General features: G+C 38.4%; 22 protein-coding genes and 3 tRNA genes. 11 read left to right on the top strand and 14 right to left on the bottom strand.

The features are described 5' to 3' along the window. Positions 1-48 precede the first annotated feature (48 nt). Entirely contained in the window at positions 49-1,407 is a 1,359-nt protein-coding gene (locus EUBDOL_RS10665; protein WP_004800977.1) for a PTS sugar transporter subunit IIC, read from the bottom strand. Between the two features lie 212 nt (positions 1,408-1,619). Here EUBDOL_RS10665 and EUBDOL_RS10660 point away from each other — a divergent pair, with 212 nt between their 5' ends. The 3 genes from EUBDOL_RS10660 (at position 1,620) to EUBDOL_RS10650 (ending at position 3,052) form a co-directional block, all read left to right on the top strand. After that, positions 1,620-2,015, top strand: a complete 396-nt coding sequence (locus tag EUBDOL_RS10660; protein WP_004800976.1) for an SRPBCC family protein — start codon at positions 1,620-1,622, stop codon at positions 2,013-2,015. A 26-nt stretch (positions 2,016-2,041) separates the two neighbouring features. Further along, on the top strand, positions 2,042-2,362 hold the full coding sequence (locus tag EUBDOL_RS10655) for a TfoX/Sxy family protein (protein WP_004800975.1): 321 nt from the start codon (positions 2,042-2,044) through the stop codon (positions 2,360-2,362). A gap of 111 nt (positions 2,363-2,473) precedes the next feature. Next, a complete protein-coding gene (locus EUBDOL_RS10650) occupies positions 2,474-3,052 on the top strand; it encodes a hypothetical protein (RefSeq protein WP_022420277.1) in 579 nt (192 codons plus the stop codon). A gap of 170 nt (positions 3,053-3,222) precedes the next feature. On the opposite strand, the gene EUBDOL_RS10645 is transcribed toward EUBDOL_RS10650, so the two are convergent. Together EUBDOL_RS10645 and EUBDOL_RS10640 are read right to left on the bottom strand one after the other, a co-directional pair. Then, positions 3,223-3,831, bottom strand: a complete 609-nt coding sequence (locus tag EUBDOL_RS10645) for an RDD family protein (protein ID WP_004800973.1) — start codon at positions 3,829-3,831, stop codon at positions 3,223-3,225. 13 nt (positions 3,832-3,844) lie between these two features. Beyond that, positions 3,845-5,755 (bottom strand): BglG family transcription antiterminator, encoded by a 1,911-nt coding sequence (locus EUBDOL_RS10640; protein WP_004800972.1) that lies wholly within the window; start codon positions 5,753-5,755, stop codon positions 3,845-3,847. 176 nt (positions 5,756-5,931) lie between these two features. On the opposite strand from EUBDOL_RS10640, the gene EUBDOL_RS10635 reads away from it, so the two are divergent. Next, on the top strand, positions 5,932-6,813 hold the full coding sequence (locus EUBDOL_RS10635; protein WP_004800971.1) for a YitT family protein: 882 nt from the start codon (positions 5,932-5,934) through the stop codon (positions 6,811-6,813). Between the two features lie 77 nt (positions 6,814-6,890). Here EUBDOL_RS10635 and EUBDOL_RS10630 read toward each other — a convergent pair whose 3' ends face one another. From EUBDOL_RS10630 to EUBDOL_RS10620, 3 genes are all read right to left on the bottom strand, one after another. Next, the gene (locus EUBDOL_RS10630; protein ID WP_040463830.1) at positions 6,891-7,145 is read right to left on the bottom strand and encodes a hypothetical protein; all 255 of its coding nucleotides are present in this window, start codon (positions 7,143-7,145) and stop codon (positions 6,891-6,893) included. A 73-nt stretch (positions 7,146-7,218) separates the two neighbouring features. Beyond that, a complete protein-coding gene (locus EUBDOL_RS10625) occupies positions 7,219-8,124 on the bottom strand; it encodes a dipeptidase (RefSeq protein WP_004800969.1) in 906 nt (301 codons plus the stop codon). Positions 8,125-8,127: 3 nt separating this feature from the next. Continuing rightward, positions 8,128-9,891, bottom strand: a complete 1,764-nt coding sequence (locus EUBDOL_RS10620; RefSeq protein WP_004800968.1) for a M3 family oligoendopeptidase — start codon at positions 9,889-9,891, stop codon at positions 8,128-8,130. Between the two features lie 184 nt (positions 9,892-10,075). Between EUBDOL_RS10620 and EUBDOL_RS10615 the strand changes: the two genes are divergently transcribed. The 6 genes from EUBDOL_RS10615 to EUBDOL_RS10590 all read left to right on the top strand — a co-directional run bounded on the left by EUBDOL_RS10615 (position 10,076) and on the right by EUBDOL_RS10590 (position 15,086). Next, complete coding sequence (locus tag EUBDOL_RS10615) at positions 10,076-10,399, top strand: PTS lactose/cellobiose transporter subunit IIA (RefSeq protein ID WP_004800967.1); 324 nt, start codon at positions 10,076-10,078, stop codon at positions 10,397-10,399. Positions 10,400-10,412: 13 nt separating this feature from the next. Further along, on the top strand, positions 10,413-10,736 hold the full coding sequence (locus EUBDOL_RS10610; RefSeq protein ID WP_022420282.1) for a PTS sugar transporter subunit IIB: 324 nt from the start codon (positions 10,413-10,415) through the stop codon (positions 10,734-10,736). Between the two features lie 66 nt (positions 10,737-10,802). Continuing rightward, positions 10,803-11,762, top strand: a complete 960-nt coding sequence (locus tag EUBDOL_RS10605; RefSeq protein ID WP_004800965.1) for a N(4)-(beta-N-acetylglucosaminyl)-L-asparaginase — start codon at positions 10,803-10,805, stop codon at positions 11,760-11,762. A 9-nt stretch (positions 11,763-11,771) separates the two neighbouring features. Continuing rightward, complete coding sequence (locus EUBDOL_RS10600) at positions 11,772-12,899, top strand: Sapep family Mn(2+)-dependent dipeptidase (protein ID WP_004800964.1); 1,128 nt, start codon at positions 11,772-11,774, stop codon at positions 12,897-12,899. Next, the gene (locus tag EUBDOL_RS10595; RefSeq protein ID WP_177254229.1) at positions 12,892-13,638 is read left to right on the top strand and encodes a copper homeostasis protein CutC; all 747 of its coding nucleotides are present in this window, start codon (positions 12,892-12,894) and stop codon (positions 13,636-13,638) included. The genes EUBDOL_RS10600 and EUBDOL_RS10595 overlap by 8 nt, the downstream gene beginning before the upstream one ends. After that, complete coding sequence (locus tag EUBDOL_RS10590) at positions 13,635-15,086, top strand: M81 family metallopeptidase (protein ID WP_004800962.1); 1,452 nt, start codon at positions 13,635-13,637, stop codon at positions 15,084-15,086. The genes EUBDOL_RS10595 and EUBDOL_RS10590 overlap by 4 nt, the downstream gene beginning before the upstream one ends. Before the next feature lie 101 nt (positions 15,087-15,187). On the opposite strand, the gene EUBDOL_RS10585 is transcribed toward EUBDOL_RS10590, so the two are convergent. The 6 genes from EUBDOL_RS10585 to ald form a co-directional block, all read right to left on the bottom strand. Then, a complete protein-coding gene (locus EUBDOL_RS10585; RefSeq protein WP_004800961.1) occupies positions 15,188-15,964 on the bottom strand; it encodes a helix-turn-helix domain-containing protein in 777 nt (258 codons plus the stop codon). Positions 15,965-16,230: 266 nt separating this feature from the next. Continuing rightward, positions 16,231-16,306, bottom strand: a tRNA-Ala gene (locus EUBDOL_RS10580). A gap of 17 nt (positions 16,307-16,323) precedes the next feature. Continuing rightward, positions 16,324-16,400: transfer RNA gene (locus EUBDOL_RS10575), tRNA-Ile, on the bottom strand. A 76-nt stretch (positions 16,401-16,476) separates the two neighbouring features. Continuing rightward, entirely contained in the window at positions 16,477-17,166 is a 690-nt protein-coding gene (locus EUBDOL_RS10570) for an N-acetylmuramoyl-L-alanine amidase (RefSeq protein ID WP_040463829.1), read from the bottom strand. Between the two features lie 127 nt (positions 17,167-17,293). Next, positions 17,294-18,232: an HD domain-containing protein gene (locus tag EUBDOL_RS11060; protein WP_004800959.1), complete on the bottom strand. Its 939-nt coding sequence runs from the start codon at positions 18,230-18,232 to the stop codon at positions 17,294-17,296. Between the two features lie 158 nt (positions 18,233-18,390). After that, positions 18,391-19,500: an alanine dehydrogenase gene (ald, locus tag EUBDOL_RS10560; protein WP_004800958.1), complete on the bottom strand. Its 1,110-nt coding sequence runs from the start codon at positions 19,498-19,500 to the stop codon at positions 18,391-18,393. Between the two features lie 277 nt (positions 19,501-19,777). Here ald and tgt point away from each other — a divergent pair, with 277 nt between their 5' ends. After that, positions 19,778-20,995 (top strand): tRNA guanosine(34) transglycosylase Tgt, encoded by a 1,218-nt coding sequence (gene tgt / locus EUBDOL_RS10555; RefSeq protein ID WP_004800956.1) that lies wholly within the window; start codon positions 19,778-19,780, stop codon positions 20,993-20,995. Between the two features lie 91 nt (positions 20,996-21,086). Here tgt and EUBDOL_RS10550 read toward each other — a convergent pair. Both EUBDOL_RS10550 and EUBDOL_RS10545 read right to left on the bottom strand, forming a co-directional pair. Beyond that, positions 21,087-21,163 (bottom strand) — tRNA-Arg (locus EUBDOL_RS10550). A gap of 46 nt (positions 21,164-21,209) precedes the next feature. Continuing rightward, positions 21,210-21,668, bottom strand: a complete 459-nt coding sequence (locus EUBDOL_RS10545) for a methylated-DNA--[protein]-cysteine S-methyltransferase (protein ID WP_004800955.1) — start codon at positions 21,666-21,668, stop codon at positions 21,210-21,212.

Genomic DNA, 21,668 nt, shown 5'->3' with positions numbered 1-21,668 from the left:
TATTATATACGAAAAACTAGCAATTCCATAGAAAATCTATTGTAAATTTTATAGATCGCTTAAATCCAAGTCCGCAAAATCGAAATCTTCTTCTGCTTCCTCAGCGTTTGCTTCCGCCTTTTGTTCATCTTCTAAGTATTTTTTATCCAGTGTTTTAATAAATGGATAATAGATAAGAATACCAAGCACTAATAAGAAAATCTGCCATACTGCCGCTTTCCATGAGCCGGTAGATAACCAACCGGAGAAGCCAATCGGTGTTGTCCAAGGTAAACTAACACCCGTTGTACGTGGAATGATATCTGCCAACGTCGCCCAATAAGACAATGTCAAATTTATCATTGGCACAAAAATAAACGGAATAATAATGATTGGATTTAATACAATCGGCAAACCGAAAATAATCGGTTCGTTGATTCCGAAGAATCCAGGTACGATAGATAAACGTCCAAGCTGTTTGATACGTTTTGATTTACATACCGTAACCATCAGAATTACAAGGGAGAGCGTGGAGCCTCCACCACCAAAGTTCGTAAAGAAGTTACTGAACGGATTGGTAAAGATATATGGCAATGCCTGACCGGCTTCAAATGCCATCAGCTGTTTTGCAGTCAATACGTTTCCGATAAAGTAAACAGAGTTCGCTACGGCAGGACCATTGATACCGAAGAACCATAGGAATGAACACATAAATGTATATAGCAGGTTTGCACCTAGTGTATCCCCTAAGCCTTCTAGCGGTGTCTGCAAAATAGCAACGATGAAGTCCTGCATTGTACCGAATTCCGTAAATGAGAATACGATACGAATCAAGAACGCACATGCCATAACGATTGCACTTGGAACCAATGCCGCAAAAGAATCCATTACTGCAGGAGGAACACCCTGAGGCATTTTAATTGTCCAACCTTTTTTATAAGCATAGCAGAATAACCATACACCGAGAATCGCACAAATCAATGCCATGAAGATACCGTTTGGTCCGATATAATCAAATGATAGACCTGAAACAGTTGCTCCCTCTACCAATGCTCCCTCTGCATCTGTAGCTATATGAGATGTAGGCATTAAGATAAAGAATGCAACTGCCGCAACAGCAGCTCCCTGAATCTTATCTCCGCCAAACTCACGAGCCATGGCATACCCTGTACCTAATGCAGTCAATAAACCGGTACAGTTAAATGATGCTCTTGAAACCGCTGTAAACCATTCGGTCCAATCCGGTCCTAATACATTGGCAATCGCACTTTCCCAACCTGGAATCGGGAAGTTCGCAATCAACAAGAAAATAGAACCGACAATCAGCAATGGGGTAGTAATTAGGAAACCATCACGAATTGCGATCAACACCCTGTTCTTGGTTAGAACATCGGCTAAAGGCATCAAAAATTTTTCAAGTTTATTCATAATGAAACCTCTCTTTCTTTCCGATTAAAACTTTACCATGATTTCCCATAGTTTAGAAATCAAATCGTTTCCTATCTCTAGGAAATGATTGATTATTTTTTTACAACTCGCTTGTAGGTAAACGTTAATGTTTTTATTGCGACCGATATAGAAGATAGTTATAATATAGTTAAGAAGAAAGTAACCAATCAAATTTGAAAGGGCGTATAAAAATGGCAGTTTCAAATATAAATACAATTATCAATCATGATATTCAAAAAGTTTGGAGTATTGTTTTAGCTGTTGATAGATATACCTTATGGCGAAGTGATGTAAGCAAAACAGAAATAATCAATGACGAACAATTTATCGAATACACTAAAAATGGATATGCTACTACATTTACCGTTACCGTTGTAGAACCATATAAACGCTGGGAATTTGATATGGAGAACAGTAACATGAAAGGTCATTGGATCGGTATTTTTACAGACAAAGGGAATGCAACAGAAATAGACTTCACAGAATATGTGATACCTAAAAAGCGGTTTATGAAACCTTTTATAAAAGCTTATTTGAAAAAGCAACAAAAGCAATTTGTTATGGATTTAAAGAAAGCATTAGAATAATAAAGTGTAAGATTGGAGGTTTAGAAATGGCGTCAAGTAAAGAGTATCTGCAATTTATTTTAGAACAATTATCAGAATTACAAGAAATAACATATCGAGCAATGATGGGAGAATATATCCTCTATTATCGTGGAAAAATCATTGGCGGTATCTACGATGATAGACTGCTTGTTAAACCAACAAGGTCTGCAATTTCATATATGCCAACAGTTACCTATGCGATACCATACGAAAATGCCAAAGAAATGTTATTCGTGGAAGAAGTTGATAATAAAGATTTTCTAATAGGTTTATTTGATGCAATGTATGATGAACTGCCAGCGCCAAAACCTAGAAAGAAAAAATAAACAGCTTCTAATTTCACAATATTATAATCCTTCAACATTGATAAAATTTAACAACCAAACAAATCAAAATATATTTTAATAGCAATAGAGTCGAAGATAGGAGGTATGACAATGGAAAAAAGCGAAATTTTATCCCTAATGAATAAATATATAATGTCAATAGAATTTTCAGAAAAGGACCAAGCAACCACTATTATGAATTTGCTTAGCACAAAACAAACCTCACCCCTTTCATTAAATGCTAAGATTGAAAAAGAATGTATTGTTTTCTTTGGAAAAGTTTTTGTCGAAAATAAAATTTCGATTACATTTTCTTCATTGGGAAAAGTAAACGTTTCTGCTTACTCACGTATCCTACCTACAAAGGGTGCAGGTTTTAGTTTTCCAACGAATACATATTTCATTTGTTTAACATTAGAAACAAAAAAAGGATTAAAATTGAGTTTCGAATCAAGAGATTATGAAAAACTGAAAATCTTTTTAAAACAATGTAAAGCCTATGATATCCCAATAAATGACTTTTCAACTGATTTATCATCACTCATTCTGACAAAAGATGGAAAAGAAATCGATGCGGTCTTAAATAAAAATTGGGAAAGCCTTGCCGAAGAACATAATTTAAAAAGCCTTCGAAATGATTATAGAAACGAAATAGGATTTAAACACGACAAATACGACGAAAAGATTTAAGAGAACAAAAAAAAGTCTAATCGTTATTTTTCTTCGTTTAAGCATGATTTTAAAACATATCAAAAGCTCAAAAGAAGTCCACAAGCTTTATACATTATCCATACACAAAAGGACACCCGACGATGTCCTTTTTCATATTCTTTCAGCATCAAAAATCATATTTCAACTGTTTATGCGTGAAATGCTTCACCACTTTGTTCCTCTTTATTGCTGATTTCACACGTACCGGCAACATAATCATGAATCATTTTCCTAGATGTGCTTGCCAAGCCAATCAAGATAGAAATAACACTGATGATACCAAACAGATACGTTGCCATTTCCATAATATTTACACCTGTCGCAATGGATATCACCTGACGCAGATAACTGGAGCTATTCGCAATATATCCCTCAATCAACATAACACCGATTGCCTCTCTTTTGATAATTGTCCAAAAATCCACATCGCTTCCATCATTTTTAACGACCTTTATTTTCATGATGCGCTTACCGAAGGTTTGTCCTTTATACACAAACAACTCCAAAACAACAAAATATCCGATATAGAAAACAATCCCCAATATTCCGGCTAAGATCGCCATATCTTTCGGTAATTTGGATAGATCCTGTGATACATCGGTGGAGTGCTTAACAAAGGAATTGATCAACACGATCGGAATCCCTGCCATCATCGTTGCGATATACCAGTCAATCAAATATGCAAATAAACGTGAAAAGTTGTTGATGTTACCTACGCCTAATTTAACACCTGCTCGAAATGAATTCATTTTTTTCATAAGTACCTCTTTCTTATTCTATTATCTTTGCGATAAATTCTTCATAGCTTTTGGTTTCTAATAACGCCGCAAAATGATTTGCATCGTTGATCATATTGCTTAACCAAGAAAAGAACATCTTTAAAATATTCGATTGCTCCTCATTTGTAGCAAGCAGCATTACCATCTTTACCTCAAAATCTCCCCATTGAATCGGCTTCTTCAAAAAAGCAACGGAGATAGACGGGCAAATGCTTGCGACATTTAAAGAATGGGGAACCGCAAAGGAATATACGAAGCTGGTTGCTGCCATCTTTTCTCTTTGCAATACCGAGTTCTTAAAATCCTCATTGCAATAGCCGGCTTCCTCTAAGCGATCACACATATACGTGATGACCTCTTGCGGTGTCTGTAAATCTAAATCGTAATAAAAGTTTTTCTTTTCAATCAGCTTTACCAGACTTTCTTCAAACTCTTTACGGAAGCGTTTTTTATCTAAGATATTTAAAGCTTGAAAGATTTTACTTTCATCTTCATTATTCAAAAATAACGAAATTTGAATCGTAGGAATCTCCAAATTATGCTTTAGCTGTAAGGTTGTTAAAATAATATCCGGCTTTATGCTCTGTATGCTTTTTTCCTCAAAGAAGCTGACACAAGCCACGATATCCATACGCTCCGAGAATAAGTTTTCAATCTTCTTTACACAAAAATCACTCAATGCCTGATCGATCGGATAAATCATGACTGCTCGATATTTACTATTCGTGTTGTATCTTTCATAAGCAGCTCCTAAATGCAATGCCAAAAAGCCCAATTCATTTTCCGAAATATCCGTTTTCAGCACCTGTTCTAAAAATTCGCCTACCCTGATTGCCAATTCAAACACCAACGGATATTTTCTTTTCAGCTCTTGCAAATAGATATTGGAAATATTGATATTTTTATTTCTTCTTTCAATCAGTCCCTGCAAATGCACTGCCAAACCGTTTTTTAAATCGGTATCTTTAGAAAAATCAATATCAAAATTATTATGTATATTTTCAATGATCTCATCAACCAGTGTATCCACATTTAAGTCCTTCTTATAGGAATTAACCAAGTCGTTCGATAACGTAACCGACTTTTTCCCCATAAGCTGCATCGCAAGCAGCTTCACCTCATCATCAACAACCTCAATGCGTATTCTTTTGGATAGACGTTTAAAAAATTCTTTCGCAATCAAATATTCTTTATGTTCTTCTAATTCGGGAACCGATCTGGAAGTTTCGATATAATTGTAACGCAGCATACGTTCAACAGCGATACCTACATGAATCATCAGCATCGGCATCGACATTTCTCTGACATGATAGTTATAATGATCCAAAACATCTTCCAATTCTTTTTTCACTTTTAATAGATCAAAATCCTGAAACATACTGGATAATCTATTCAAATTCAGGAAATTCCCTTGTGTTTCTTGAGATAACAGCTCCTTATACAGCTGTCGCTTGCTTTGTTCACTCCCCTCCAAATGAATATAATTACGAGAGCGAACTAGCTTAATATCATCGTAAGGCTCCAACATTTTCTTGATACGCTTAATATCATTATCAATGGAATAACCACTGATAAATACTTGATCTTGCAAATCCAACAGATTGATCTCGCTTTTCTCAAACATCAGCTCCTGAATAATATAAATACATCTTTCTTCCGGTGTCTGCGGAATTACCGTATTTAACTCTATCGGCAAAGTAACCAATACCTCTTGATTGATACGATACCCACTTCTTAAATTCGATTCAATCAACGGTTTATCATAATATCTGTTTATTGTGTCGATATCACTACGTATCGTACGATCCGACACATTCATCAAACGCGATATTTCCTTACCTGTTATCCAGCTTTTCGAATCATCTAATAAAAGAATAATCTTTTCCTGACGCTTATTTAGCATAGAAACACCTTCCTTATAAACATTATTTTACTACAAATCCACGCTTTTTTAACTCCTACAATTTCCTAATATTAGGAAATAGAACTTTTGTTCCGAATGTTAGGAAACAGTCTTATATAACAAATGTATTATTTTACCTATAATGGATATGCAATTATTATAAGAGGGGTGCTTTCATGGCTAAGAAAATAAAGGATCTTCAAAAAATAAAATCGATTCGTTTTATTATATCTATTATTATGATTATCGCAAGCAGCCTTCTGCAAGTCTACGTAATCAATGTTTTCATGGATCCATGCAATTTATTATCTAGCGGATTTACGGGTGTTGCGATTTTATTAAACAAAATCAGCAACCTATTCGGTTTCAACTTTTCCACTTCTTTGGGGATTTTAGCCTTGAACATCCCCGCTGCCCTGCTTGCCTATAAAAGTGTTTCCCATCGCTTCACCTTACTTAGCTGCATTCAATTCATCTTAACATCAGTATTTCTTCAGTTCTTGGATTTTTCTCCGTTATTCGATGATTTAACATTGAATGTATTGTTTGGCGGCTTCCTATACGGCATGAGTGTTGTATTGGCACTACGTGCAAATGGTTCAACCGGCGGAACGGATTTCATCGCCTTATATGTATCCAATAAAATCCATAAAAGCATTTGGGATTATGTCTTTATATTTAACTGCTCCATGCTGATTATATTCGGGTATTTGTTCGGTTGGGAACATGCCGGCTACTCCATTATATTTCAGCTAATATCCACGAGAACGATTTCTAACTTCTATCAGCGTTATGAACAAATTACTATCGAAATAACCACCAACGATCCGGAAGTCATCACCGAAGCCTTTATGAATAATTTTCACCATGGTATGAGCGTTATTACCGCTTATGGAGGGTACAGCAAAAAACGGTTTTACCTTTGTAAAACCGTTGTCAGCAGCTATGAAGTACGAGATGTCGTAGATTGTATCCGCAGCGTAAAGCCCGACGCATTGATCAATACATACAGCACTTTGAATTTCTATGGCAAATTTTATCAAAAGCCTATTGAATAAAAGAATAAGAAGCAAACGAGTAGGAAGCAATAAACCAATACCTCCTACTCTTTTTATGTTTTCTTTCCTCTCACTGTCTAATTATAAATATTTGTAATAACCGCCACTATGATAACCGCTATCCAAAACAAACCGGTCAATAGCTTTGTGATCCCATAGCTTTTATCTTTCCAATATGCATATATGTTCAATAACGAAGTAACACATAGAAAAGGCAATAGCATAAAAAACGCATAGACTGTTAAATAATCATGAAAAAGCAATGCTACAAAACATGTTAAAGAAATTAAAGTATCGGTTATCTTATTTAAGGCTTTTGCGTATCGAATCATACTCATCACCATTACTATAAAAAACAAATTTCATCATAAACGTAAACCGGTCTTTCATTAAACACATTCTTCTTTATAGATAGGATTTCATAAAATCCACTGCATTTTGAAAACAGATTTTCTCGATTTCTTCTTCCTGAAATCCGTTTTCCTTAAGCGCAGCTGCAATATTGCCGATTTCTGTAATATCCTTTATCCCAGTCACATTGCTTTCTTCCATTCCTTCTATATAATCCATAAAATCAAAGCCTAATGCAATATGCTTTACTCCAATCGTTTCTTTCAGATATTTTATAACCTCAATATAATCCTGCAAGGTTGCTTTATCCTCTTTTTTCTTCACGAACCAACGTACACATATTGCGCCAACCAAGCCGTTTTTAGCTTTCACTACCTGTAATTGCGGATCACTTAAATTGCGATAGTGATTATACAAGGCCTTTACGTTGCTGTGCGAAGCTATGATTGCTTCCTTACTTACCCTAGCGATATCATAAAAATTCCACTCGCAGCAATGACTTGTATCAATCGCCATATGTAGCCTACTCATTTCTTTAATTGCCCGAATTCCTTTTTCCGTTAGCGGCTTGTTTCCTTTTTTAGCTCCGATTGCCAAAGCATTTTCATCATTCCAACACAAAGAGCCCAGACGAACATGATGCTCATAAAGCCATTGGATTTTCACTTCCACCTCCTCTTGAATACCACACATTCCTTCTACCGCAAGAAACACCTGTATTTCTTTATCCTCTCGAAAGGAAAAATAACGGCTTTCCTGAATCTTACGTTCCACATATAAAACAGTATTCATCATAGCTTTCCAATCCTCACTGCCGCTAAAACAGCATACAATTGCGGAAAACTTCATCTTTCCTTGTTTAAAACGCGGATAATGAAATTCATCTAAACGATTCGGCTCTTGAAAGCGATGCTCATAAATATCATTCCCGATATCATCATGTAAATTTGCGAAAAACATAAACTACTCCTTTTCTATCAACTTCAAAAATTCCTGCATTTGATCCACAATGGATTGTAAGCTTTGTTTCCAAAAGGTATCGGTTGTTATATCAATACCGGCAATCCTTGCTACATCTTCCACCGTATTGGTTGTCGTTGCTTGAAGCAATGCTTCGTATTTTGGAATAAACGTACTTCCCTCCGCTTGATATTTAGCGTACAAGCCTCTGGAAAACAATGCCCCAAATGTATATGGAAAATTATAATAAGCAATATCCGGCAAATAATAATGCACCTTTGTTATCCAACGATATGGGTGTAAATACTTCGGATCTAAGCCATCACCAAAGGACTTTAACAATGCCTCTTTCATCAGTTCACATAATTGTGAAGCATTTAAAAAGCCCTTTTCAACATGCTCGAAAACTGCTTTTTCAAATTGAAAACGCGCATAAATATCCAATATATTTTGGCATAATGCAGATAGCTGTGTATCCAATACCAACAATCGATCCTTTGCATTCATATCCGCCGCTAAGGCATTGTATATAATATTCTCATTAAATGTACTAGCGGTTTCCGCCAAAGGCATACAATACTCCCGATTTAAAATCGGTTGATTCTCAATCATCATTCCATGAAAGGCATGTCCCAGCTCATGAGCAACGGTTACGATATCACTTAACGTATAATTATAATTCGTAATCATTCGACTTTCCTTGATCCAACCTAAATTCTCACAGAAAGCTCCCGGCTGTTTTCCTTTTCTTGTAGGATAATCGATCCAATCCTCTTCAAATGCGCGCTTGACCATTTGATACAAATGCTCACTAACCGGTTTAAAATGCTTCAATATATAAGCATTGCATTCCTCAATCGAAAAATGAAAGCCGCACTCTCCTAATGTCGCATAAATTTCATACCATGGAAGCCCTTGAGCATATCCTAACAATGATGCTTTCTTCTTTAAATAGGTACGAAACATCGGCAGGTATGCTTCAATACTTTTCATCATGACATCTAATGTATTCTTACGCATTCTGCTTTCTATCAGCATCTTTTCTAAGGGATCCTTATAACCTCGTAATCTTGCTTCCTTTAGCTGCTGACTTTTTATTGCGCTTATCGCAAAAGACAATGGCTCTGCGATTGCTTCATACGCCTTTAATTCCGCCAAAAATGCGTCTTTTCTTACCTCCTTACAAGTATCATGACACATATTTTTAACTTTTGTTAAAGGCAGAACTTCCCCTCTGAAATTGACTTTGGCATTCCCCGTCAAGGCATAATACATATCCGAAAAAGCCTTTATACCGGTAGGATACAGCATGGATAGGATTTGCTCCTGCTGTTCATTTAAATCATATTTACGCTTTTGGATTTTTTCATGCAGAAGAAAACGATAATCCCTTGCTTTTGCATCGGTTTCAATCAAGCTTTCTAAATTCTCAATATCCAATAAGATATTCCATACCATTGATTCATAATAGCTGATATCCGCAATCAAATTGTTTACGGTATAAGACCATACGTTATTTTGTTCATCATTGGAATCAACACTTAATCTTAACTGCGTGTACATCTTCAAACGATAAGTATATTCTCGTATTTCTTCTAGCAGTGCTAACCCCTCATGCAGTTTTATTTCCTTTGTTTCTTTTTGAAGTTTTTGACATACATCGGATAACGTACATTTCCAATTCTTCAACTTTTCTATATCTTCAAGAAAAATCGGGTCATCATACCCCTTATACAATGCATCTAAGCTCCATTCATAATTTTTCATAGTTTTCCTCTTTTCTTTGTTATGGTATTTTTATTATAATAAAGATAGATAGATAAATTAGCTTAATTATTTCCTACCTATAGGAAGGTAGAACCTTTATTTCCTAACACTAGGAAGCCGAGTTGAATGAAAACATCACTTAAATATTGTAAAATTACAGCGAAAGGTATAAGGAGGGAACAAAATGGAAGGATTGGAAATGATTAGTTTCCAAATAATCTCTTGTGTCGGTTCTGCAAAATCAATGTATATGGAAGCAGCTATGGCAGCTCAAAACTATGATTTCGAAAAAGCGGAGGCACTCATTAAAGAAGGTGAAGAGATTTTTATTAAGGGTCATGAGGCGCATGCTTCACTTATTCAAAAGGAAGCCAGCGGAGAACCTGTAACACCGAATATGTTATTGATGCACGCAGAAGATCAGTTGATGGCTGCGGAAAGCTTTAAAGCATTTGCCCAACAACAGATTATAATATTCAAAAAGTTTCAAGCTCTAGAAAATAAATAGGAGGTACTATAACATGAAACGAGTTTACTTATTTTGCGACAACGGTATGTCTACCAGCATGATGGCTCAGCGTATGCAGGAGGTAGCTGACAAAAACAACCTGCCAATTGAATGCAAGGCATTCTCCTACAAGAAAATTCAGGATATTATCGAAGAAACACCATTAGATTGCATTCTAATCGGTCCGCAGACAAAATTCCTTTATAATGAAATTAACGAAAAATACGGAGATAAGATTCCTGTAGCTGTTATTGATGCAGCTGATTACGGAATGATGGACGCAGAAAAAGTATTGAAAAAAGCAATCGTCCAGATGAAAAAGTTTAAAAACAACTAAAATCGCTGGATAGGCGATTTTAATTATTTTATAAGAAGTACATACTTGGAAATAGGAGGAAAGACAATGTTTGGTATTATAGCAACATGGCGAATGGCATTAGAAGGTATTACAGAAGCAAAAGAAATGTTAAAAGACGGCGCTTCTTGCGGCGATGCCATCGAAACAGCCGTTCGTGCGGTTGAAGATTTTGAGTTTTACAAAAGCGTCGGTTATGGAGGACTTCCAAATGAAGAAATGGAGGTAGAGCTCGATGCTGCCTTTATGGACGGAGATACACTGGATATCGGCTGTGTCGGTGCGATTAAAGATTACGCAAATCCCGTAAGTATTGCCCGCGCTTTATCCAAAGAGCCGGTAAACAACTTTCTGGTTGGAGCAGGAGCTGAAAAATACGCCCATCGCAATGGCTTTGAACGCAAAAACATGTTGACTGAACGAGCTAAGATCCATTATCACAATCGAGTGAAGGAATCCAAGGACTTGGAACTAAAGCCATATTCCGGACATGACACCGTTGGTATGGTTTGCGTAGATCAAGGCGCTCACATGAGTGCTGCAACAAGCACAAGCGGCTTATTCATGAAACGTGCGGGACGTGTCGGTGATTCTCCGATATCCGGTTCCGGCTTCTATGTCGATTCCGAGGTGGGCGGTGCCAGTGCTACCGGTTTGGGCGAAGATGTGATGAAGGGCTGTGTTTCCTATGAAATCGTCCGTTTGATGAAAGAAGGAAAAACACCACAAGAGGCTTGTGATATTGCGGTTACAAATTTCGATAAGGAATTGAAAAAACGTCGTGGAAAAGCCGGTGATATGTCCTTGATTGCGATGAATAACAAAGGTGAATGGGGCGTTGCGACCAACATTCAGGGCTTCTCTTTTGCCGTAGCAACCGAAAAAGAAGAACCTACGGTTTATTTGGTTCAATTTGACGAAGCGGGAAAACAATATTTTGAAGTAGCAAGTGAAGAATGGTTAGAAAACTATATGAAAACCAGAACCGCTCCACTTGTTCGCAAATAAGAGGCGTTTATGGAAGAGAAGCTTTTACATAAAATTGATGAAATATCCGATCGTATGATCGAAGGCATTAAAAAAATCGTACGCATTGACAGCGTGCAATCAACGGCGAAAACGGATATGCCCTTTGGTGAAGGTGTAAACAACGCATTGGAAGAAACCTTAAAGCTTGCTCAGGAGTTAGGCTTTGAAATAGAAAATGTTGATCATAAAATGGGAATTGCCAAATACGGAGAGGGCGATGATTCTGATTATATCGGAATTATCGGTCATTTAGATGTCGTTCCTGTCGGTGATGGTTGGCTTTATCCACCATTCTCGGCTCATGAAGAAAACGGTCGTATTTATGCACGTGGTATCCTAGATAACAAAGGTCCTATCCTTTCTTGCCTGTATGCTCTATACGCTATAAAAGAGCTGAAAATCCATTTAAAAAGACCGGTATGGATTTTATTCGGTACCAACGAAGAAACCGGCTTTGAAGATTTAACACACTATCTTTCAGTTAAAAAGCCTCCGGTCATGGGGTGGACACCGGATTGCAAATACCCTGTGGTCTATGCCGAAAGAGGTCGATGCTGTTATCGAGTTAGCAGCTCTTATGAGCATCAAAAAGAATTCAATGCCTTTGTAAACGAATATCTTTTATCCAGCAATGAGCATGCCGATCGTTTGGGATTGGATATTCATGATGAAGAATTCGGACAAATGCAGCTACGTGGAAGATGCTTAGCAGATTGTGAAGATGCGTTGGCGTTTGAATTTGTATTATCCTATCCTGCGGTTATCACCAATGCGGAAATCGAAGAACAGATTCGCAGCAAATTACCTTCCCATCTGCAATTAACCTGCATACAAAACTATGATCCCGTTCGTTTTGAAAAGGATTGCTTCTTATGTCGTACATTGCAAGATACCTATGAAAAAATAACAGGAATGGACGGAACACCGGTAACCACGACCGGAGGAACGTATGCGAAATTGATGCCAAACATTGTCCCATTTGGCCCAAGTTTTCCGGGACAGAAAGGAATCGGCCACTTACCGAACGAATGGATGGATCGCAAAGATATTATTCAAAATGCCAAAATCTATGCATTAAGTATCGTAAGAGTGGCAAACGGTGATGAAAATGAATAAAATTGTTGAAATCTGCACAGGAAGCTATCAAGACTGCATTGCTGCGGAAAAAGGCGGAGCAAGCAGAGTCGAACTAAACAGTGCATTGAGTGTAGGAGGACTAACACCAAGTGTCGCAACCCTACGCAAAGTAAAACGTGATACCTCTTTAAGTGTAATCTGCATGGTACGCCCCAGAGCTGCCGGATTTTGTTATGATGACGTTGATACCGATACCATGATGGAAGATGCACGTATCCTATTGGAAAACGGTGCTGATGGGATCGTATTCGGTTTTTTAAACGAGGATTTTACCATTCATACAGATAAAACCAAAAACATGGTAGATCTAATTCATTCCTACAACAAAACCGCTGTATTCCATCGCGCATTTGATGTATGCAAAGATCCATACAAAGCAATGGAGGATCTCATTCAATGCGGAGTTGATCGTGTACTTACCAGTGGTTTAGAGGCAAAAGCTATTGACGGTGCAAAATTACTGCATGATTTACAAAGCAAATACGGTGATTCTATTCAAATTCTTGCCGGAAGCGGAATCAATGCTGCCAACGCCAAACAAATGTTGGAAGAAAGCGGACTTTATCAGCTTCACTCATCATGTAAATCCTATTGCAGTGATCCGACAACATTATCCGAAAAGGTAAGCTATGCCTATCTCAGTGGAGAACATATATGTGATTATGATGTTGTAGACGTTCATTTGGTTAAGAGCTTTGTTGAGGCGGTTGAAAAATGAAAGTATTGATGGGTTATTTTTCATCAGAATCCAATGCACACGTCAGTGCCCAAATGACATACGATGAATATATTTACAAAACAGGCGATGACCTATTGGACAGTATGCGTGTCAGAGATATTTTTGAAGATGCCGGCATTACTCCAATCCCTTCTTTTATGGCTGTCGGCCACCCGGGAGGTTTGGTAGCATCAGATGCTTTTGCATTTATTTCCTCTCGTATCCTAAAGGGCGTAAAGGAGCACTTACATGAAATTGACGGTATTTTCTTATTTCTTCATGGTGCCAGTAATGTTATCGGTTTGGAAGGCGGCTCCGGTGAGCATTATATCGTACGAGAAATTCGAAAGCTAACAGGTCCTTATTTACCTATTGCCGTCGTCATGGATCCCCATGGCAATCTATCCTCCGAGTTTGTTAATAACTGTCAAATCGTACGTTGTTATCGGGAATCTCCACATACGGATATAAAGGAAACCTATCGCTTTGTTGCACAGCGCTTTGTAGAATTACTGAAAAACCGTCGCAACATTCACCCTGTTTATCGTAAGCTTCCACTGTTATTGGGAGGAGAAAGATGCTGCTCATGGGACGAACCGATGCTTTCCATCAACAAGCTGTTAAATGAAATCGAAGCTGATGAGCGCATCATGAGCTGTTCCTATCACATCGGATATCTAAGACATGATAACGATACGTGCGGTGCCGGTGTCATTGTTGTGCCAAACAGTGAAAACGATGTCGCTTATGCAAATGAAATGGCAGACAAGATTGCTAAATTTGCTATTGAGCATCGTCATGATTTCCATTACACAGGCGTATGGGGAGAAGCAGAGGAAGCTTTACAAAAGGTTATGGAGCATCAGGAACGTCCGGTATTCCTAACCGATTCCGGCGATAATTGCGGAGCCGGTGCTACCGGTTATAGTAATTTTGTATTACGTCAGATCATGGATTACAAAAAGCCCCACAACAAAAAGATATTGGTAAGCGGCATCACCGATCCCAAGGCGTTTGATGTATTGAAAAACGAATCCATCGGCAATCATGTATCCTTTGAACTTGGAATGGGCGAAGATGCTTTGTCCGCTCCTATCCATATAGAAGGAAAGATTCGCTATATCGGGCATGTATTACCTGAATTTAAAGATCGAGGAAGCTATGGTAAAGCTATTACTGTATCACTTGATACATATCCGATCGATGTCGTTGTATTGGGCTTATCTTATAGCTATACGGAAATCGAACAGTTTACGTCCAGTAATATCGATTGGACACAATATGATCTAATTATCGCCAAGCAAGGCTATATATCTCCCGATTTTGCAAAGGTCGGTAAATACACCATTATGTCTTTAACAGACGGACCTACCAATCAACGTACAGAACGCTTAGAGTTCAAACGAATTATGCGTCCTATGTATCCATACGATGACTGGAAGGATTAAAAAAAGCAATAAACAAATTAAATAGTACACTAAAGGACATCGCAAGATGTCCTTTGTTATTGCTCCATAATCAATAACTTTCTATAAAGTCGCAATACCGCTTATTCCAAGCTCTTTTTAATCTTTCTTTTCAGTTTGAAAAAGAAGCTTGTTGAGTATTGTTCATTTCTTATGAGCAGCTCATAGGCTTCCATAACATTGATTGTATATACAAAGCCTAGCATTCCTACTGCCAGAGCGAAGAATGCCAAGGAGTGATATTCTGTCCACAAAAGATAACCTTTCATGGTAAATGCGAAGAAAATCAATCCTACTATAAATAGAACAGTACATGGGATAACAACTATTACATATTTCTTCTTTTTCATACGATACTCATTTCTTAATTCTTTTAGATATTCATAATCGAATAATAAAGGTTCTTGCTTTAAGATACTATACTCTTGTTTTTCACAAAAAACAGCTATGACAAAACATACAATTCCTGCCACAAGACAAAAAGCCATGCCTAAATAACGCCAAGCCATGTCATGTGAAAACAAGGTATAGGGTATTCCGGCAAAAATACAAAGCATAGTCACTATGGCTAGATAACGTCCTAGTTTTTTCTGATTGGCGATAAAGCTCACCGACATCTCCTTGCTTACATAATATCCGTGTTCTTCACTATCTTTTACAGTTTTTTCGTCTTTCAAAAGATAATCCGTAGATACTTCAAAAATATTCGATAATCGCAAAAGTTTTTCTGTCTCCGGAAACCCTTGATCATTTTCCCATTTGCTAATCGCTTGCCTTGTAGTACCTACCTGTTCAGCTAAAGCCTCTTGTGATAGTCCTTTTTCTTTCCTCAATTTAAAAATCTTTTCTCCTAAACTCACAATCTAATACCTCCTCGTATATTTGATGAATAAATTTTATCAATTCATAATGTTATATTCTATATCTTTTACAATGCACATTCGCAACTCTTCGTTGCACTCTTGTATATGCTGCAAAAGCAATAAAGTTTCTTGATGTATATATCATTTATATAATGTAATATTTACATTATAGCATGGTACTAAAATAAGACTTCAAACTTTAATACATATAAGATAGCATCAAACACAAAAAAAGATCTCTTTCGAGATCCTATTTCTTAACATGGTGGAGCGTATCGGGATCGAACCGATGACCCCCTGCGTGCAAGGCAGGTGCTCTCCCAGCTGAGCTAACACCCCATGTATATTAAATTCGATGGTGGGCCTGAATGGACTTGAACCAACGACCTCACCCTTATCAGGGGTGCGCTCTAACCACCTGAGCTACAGGCCCGTCTCATCGAATGCCTATACATAATACCATGATACTATATAGTTGTCAACAACTTTTTTAAACTTTTTTAAAAAAATTACATTAAAAAATCAAAATACTCTTTTATGCTCTTATAAAGTACATTCGCTAATGCCTTTTGATATTCTTCCTTCACTAACAAAGCACGATCATTTGGATTTGATAAAAAGCCACATTCCACCAATACTCCCATTGTTTTTGCATTTTCCAACAAATAAAAATCTCCAGGCTTACTTGTCATCTTACTTTTCGTTAATACCTTTAGTTTATTTTGTATAAGATTCGCAAATTCCTTTGATGCCTCATCTTTCTCATTATAAAAGGTTTGTGCCCCTTGTACCTTTGGATTGGGGTATGCATTCAAATGAATGCTGATAAACACATCGACATCTTCCGCATTCATCATATCCATACGCTTTCGTATATCTTGCCGCTTGCGATTCGCCGCTCCTTTGTCTGCCAAATCATAATCTCCATCTCTTGTAAGAATGACCTGTGCACCTGCTTGTTCCAACAACTCCTTGGTTTGAAAAGCAATCGTAAGATTGATTTCGTCCTCCATAATTTCTCCGCTTTGTGCTCCTCCGTCTTTTCCACCGTGCCCGGGGTCCAAAACTACCACAATCCCATTTAAGACTTTCCATTCCTTTTCCGCAATAATATGTGTAAATCGCGACATATATACCGTCGCAATCATTAAGGTACAAATCATTCCGATTCCTAAAACTATTCGCTTCTTCTGCCTCACACCATCACCTTTTTCATTATATGAAATCAATATATGAAATAAGACCGTATTCGACAGCAAAAAAGTCGAGTATCCCTCGACTCTTTCCGATCATGCACATGACAGACCGTATTCCTTTCAAACAGACCTAATCCTCCATCTCCCATTTCATCACGATGCGCCGCATTTCATTCTCATCAATTTTTTGAAGCGGCTGCTTCTCCAATTCCGCCTGCGATAAGTTTTCCAACACCCATTTTTCACTTTCTTTTCGATATACATAGGTTTCCCAACCATTTGTTTGATATAAAACATTTTCACCTTGATAACAGACAACAAAAAGTTCTTTATAAATCGCATTCAGTTCCCAAAACATATTATAATTTTGCAATGGTGCAAAGGCATCAATCAGCTTCGAAAAATACCAGCTATGCCCTTCCTTCCCGCTATTGAAGCGTCCCCAAAAGCGTTCGCCTTCCTTTTCATAGTTTTCCTTTGAACTGCGAATATTGGCAAGCTTATCTGCACAAGAAATCATCATCGTATCCAACGTAGCCTCCCTCGTCAAATAATCTAAATAGTGCTGCTTACGCTGTTCCCAACACCCTTCACATTCCTGCGTACACGCCAATACAAGCTCACTGACACGCTTTCCGAATTCTTTTTCCAAATCCGTAGCTGTATAAGAGGTATCTTCAATAATATCATGCAAAAGACCGGCACAAATAATATCCTCCTCCGCACCTGCTTCACTTAAAATCTGCGCAACTTCAAATGGGTGTACGATATAAGGAATATTCGTCCCTTTACGATATTGTCCGGCATGCGCAACACTGGCAAAGGCGATTGCCTTATGCAGCTTCATATTTTGATGACGAGCCAAAGAAACCTCTTCTCCCTCCAGCTGATGAATCAAACGCTTAGCCTCCCGCTCATCAATTTCGTGATATTTCTGTTTTTGCGTTAAAATTTCCGCATACAGATTGCATCTTTCATAGGTATGCGTAAGCTTGGAATAAACATACGCTCCCTCTCCCTGTATTTTGAAAACACTGTTTGCATTTTCACTTTGAAAATAATGTATCATACATGTCCCTAACTCCCTTTACAACATGATTGTAACACTTACATAGCAAAAATGAAATATTTATGACAGCTTTTCACGTGTTATTTTCAAGTACCTTTAACCGCTTTTTCATCTGCCGTAAAAAAGGAAGCCTTACGCTTCCAAAATTACATTTTTTATTAAAGCATTTCCTGCGGATCATGATATTCCGCATGTAAAGCACTGGCAACCGCTTGGCATGTATAAACACCTCGATAAGTATTCAAGCCCTTACGAAAGCCAGCGTCTTCCTTCAAGGCCGCTAATCCTTTATCTGCCAATTTCAAGATATAAGGCAATGTCGCATTGGATAACGCAATTGTAGAAGTACGTGGTACCGCACCCGGCATATTTGCCACTGAATAATGCAATACACCATGTTTCACAAAGGTTGGATCATCATGTGTAGTTGTATGATCGCAGGTTTCGATACAACCGCCTTGATCAATCGCAACGTCAACGATAGCACTGCCCTGCTTCATCGTTTTTACCATATCTTCACTTACCAACTTCGGTGCCTTTGCCCCCGGTATCAAGACTGCGCCGATTACCAGATCCGCTTCTTTCAATGCTGCTCTCAAATTGTATTCATTATTATAAATCGTATGGATCGTACCATTGGATACATCATCAATATAAGCCATACGCTCGGCATTGATATCAAACACCTGCACCTGTGCACCTAACCCACTGGCAATACGTGCCGCATTAAAACCAACCGTACCACCGCCGATAACAACCACATTCGCCGGCATAACACCCGGTACACCACCTAAAAGAATACCACTGCCTCCATTTGCCTTTTGCAGCATGCTGGCACCAATCTGTACCGACATACGACCTGCCACCTCACTCATCGGCGTTAATAACGGCAGTGTCCCGCTTTTTGAAACAATCGTTTCATAAGCTATCGCAGTTGTTTTTGATTCAATCAAAGCCTTCGCAAAAGGTTCGTTATTCGCAATATGCAAATACGTAAACACCATTTGATCCTCACGCAGATAAGCATACTCGCTTTCCATATATTCCTTTACCTTAACGATCAATTCCGCTTTCGCAAAGACTTCCTCCACCTCGCAGATACTTGCTCCTGCCTGTGCATATTCTTCATCTTCAAAGCCACTGCCGCTTCCGGCACCCTTTTCCACCAAAACACAATGTCCTGCCTTCGTTAATGCAAAGGCACCAGCAGGTGTTAATGCAACACGATTTTCATTATTCTTTATTTCCTTCGGTATTCCTATAATCATAATTTCACTCCTTTGATTGCCTCTTATTATAACACTTCTGCCACAAAGCAAAAAGCTTTCTTTAAAAATCTGTTAAGAGCTCTATTCGCAAGAAAATAGTTTTATGGTATAATACCCCATGTTAAGTTTTACACTTAAATTACTTATTTTTCAAGGGGATCAGCAGTTATCCTTGAAGCCATTTACCTTCGTTTATCGTTTGAAAAGCGGCTTTGCGATTTTATTATTTGCATCAAAACCAGTATCATAAACAATTTAGAAAGAAAGTTGGTAGATTATGACAAACTATAAAAACAATAACACCTTTAGCTTTGAAATCACAAAGCGTATTCCCGGCAAATTGGGACGTGCAGGTATCATTCATACCCCGCATGGCGATATTAAAACACCGGCCTTTATGTGCGTAGGTACAAGAGGCGAAGTGCGCTTTTTATCTATGGAAGATTTAGAATCTGTTCAGGCACAGGCAATGCTTAGCAACGGCTATCACTTACGCAATACTTCAGTGGAAATCGCCCAAGCAGGAGGACTTGCGAAATGGTCCGGTTGGAATGGTCCTACACTAACCGACTCCGGTGGCTTTCAAGTCATGTCCTTAGGTTCCGGTATCGGTAAGGTCGTTAGTATGGATCGTGAAGATGAGGTTATCAATGCCGATCCAAAGGATCGCCTTGCGCATGTCATGGAAGATGGGGTTCGCTTTTTCGATCCCTTTACCAATCAAGAGGATTTCATCGGACCGGAAGAATCCATGCAAATTCAATGTCGTATCGGTGCAGACATTCACATGGCTTATGATGAGCTAACCTCTCTTGCGGATAGCTACGAGTACAATGTGGAAGCCTTAGCCAGAACGGAGCGTTGGGCACAGCGCAGCATTGACGAGCATAAAAAGCATCGTGATGATTTGGGCTATCGCCAATCTCTTTATGGAGTATTACAAGGAGGACGCTGGGAGGATCTGCGTCGCTCGACCGCTAAAAAGCTGGCACAAATGGAGTTTGACGGCTATGGTTTAGGTGGTGCATTCCTAAAGGAAAGCTTAGGTGAAATCTTGCGTTGGTGCTGTGAGGAGCTTCCCGAAAACAAGCCACGCCATTTATTAGGTCTTTCGCACCCCGACGATATTCTAATTGGAACCGAAATGGGAGCCGATACCTTCGATTGTGTTGCGCCGACTCGTGAAGCAAGACATGGACGTATTTACGCAAGGCATGGATACTACAATTTACAAAAATGCCAAGACAGCCCATTGCCACTTGATGAAGGCTGTGATTGTCCTACCTGTCGCAGTGGTTGGACACGTGGTGAGCTGCGCAAGCTTTGGAAATCCGAGGATAACAGCGTACGTCAGCAGTATTACAATCTTGCTTCTATCCATAACCTACGCTTTATCATTCGTTTGACAGAAGATGCAAGAGCCGCTATTTTAAATGGAACCTTCCCTGAATTTAAAGCCGAATTTTTGAAAAACTATTATCCGAATCGAAAATAATACGTTATTCAACATGTACCTTTTCACAAAAGGGTGCATGTTTTTTCTTACAAAATAAAAAAGCCTATCTTTCAAGGCTTCTATAATATTCTGGCGCACCCGACAGGGGTCGAACCTGCAACCGTCAGAATCGGAATCTGATACTCTATCCAATTGAGCTACGGGCACATTACGCACGCGTATATTATAACATACTCAAGGGATAGCACCAATATCATTTCACATTTTTCTCAAGCTTCAACAAATATTCTTTTCGCTTTAAGCCACCACCATAGCCAACAAGGGTCTTATTTTTCCCGATTACCCGATGACAAGGTATCACGATTACGATAGGATTGCGATTATTTGCCATTCCCACCGCTCGACACGCTTTTGGTTGATCGATCATTCTTGCAATATCCTGATAAGACCTCGTTTCTCCATAAGGTATTTTACATAAAGCCGTCCATACTTTCTTTTGAAATGCTGTTCCCTCTAATACAAGAGGAAGTGTAAATTCCTTGCGCAAGCCATCGAAATATTCTTGCAGCTGTCGAATACACTGTGTTGTCCACACATTCGGACGCTGTTTATTGGCAGCGTCCGCAAATGCAATTTTTGTAATACCGCTGTCCTTTGCACAAATCTGTACTAAACCAAGCGGTGTCTGATAATATTCCTGATAATCTTGCAT

Source organism: Amedibacillus dolichus DSM 3991 (assembly GCF_000154285.1).
In the GTDB taxonomy this organism is placed as follows: Bacteria; Bacillota_I; Bacilli_A; order Erysipelotrichales; family Erysipelotrichaceae; genus Amedibacillus; species Amedibacillus dolichus.
This window is presented reverse-complemented; position numbering and strand designations above follow the sequence as displayed.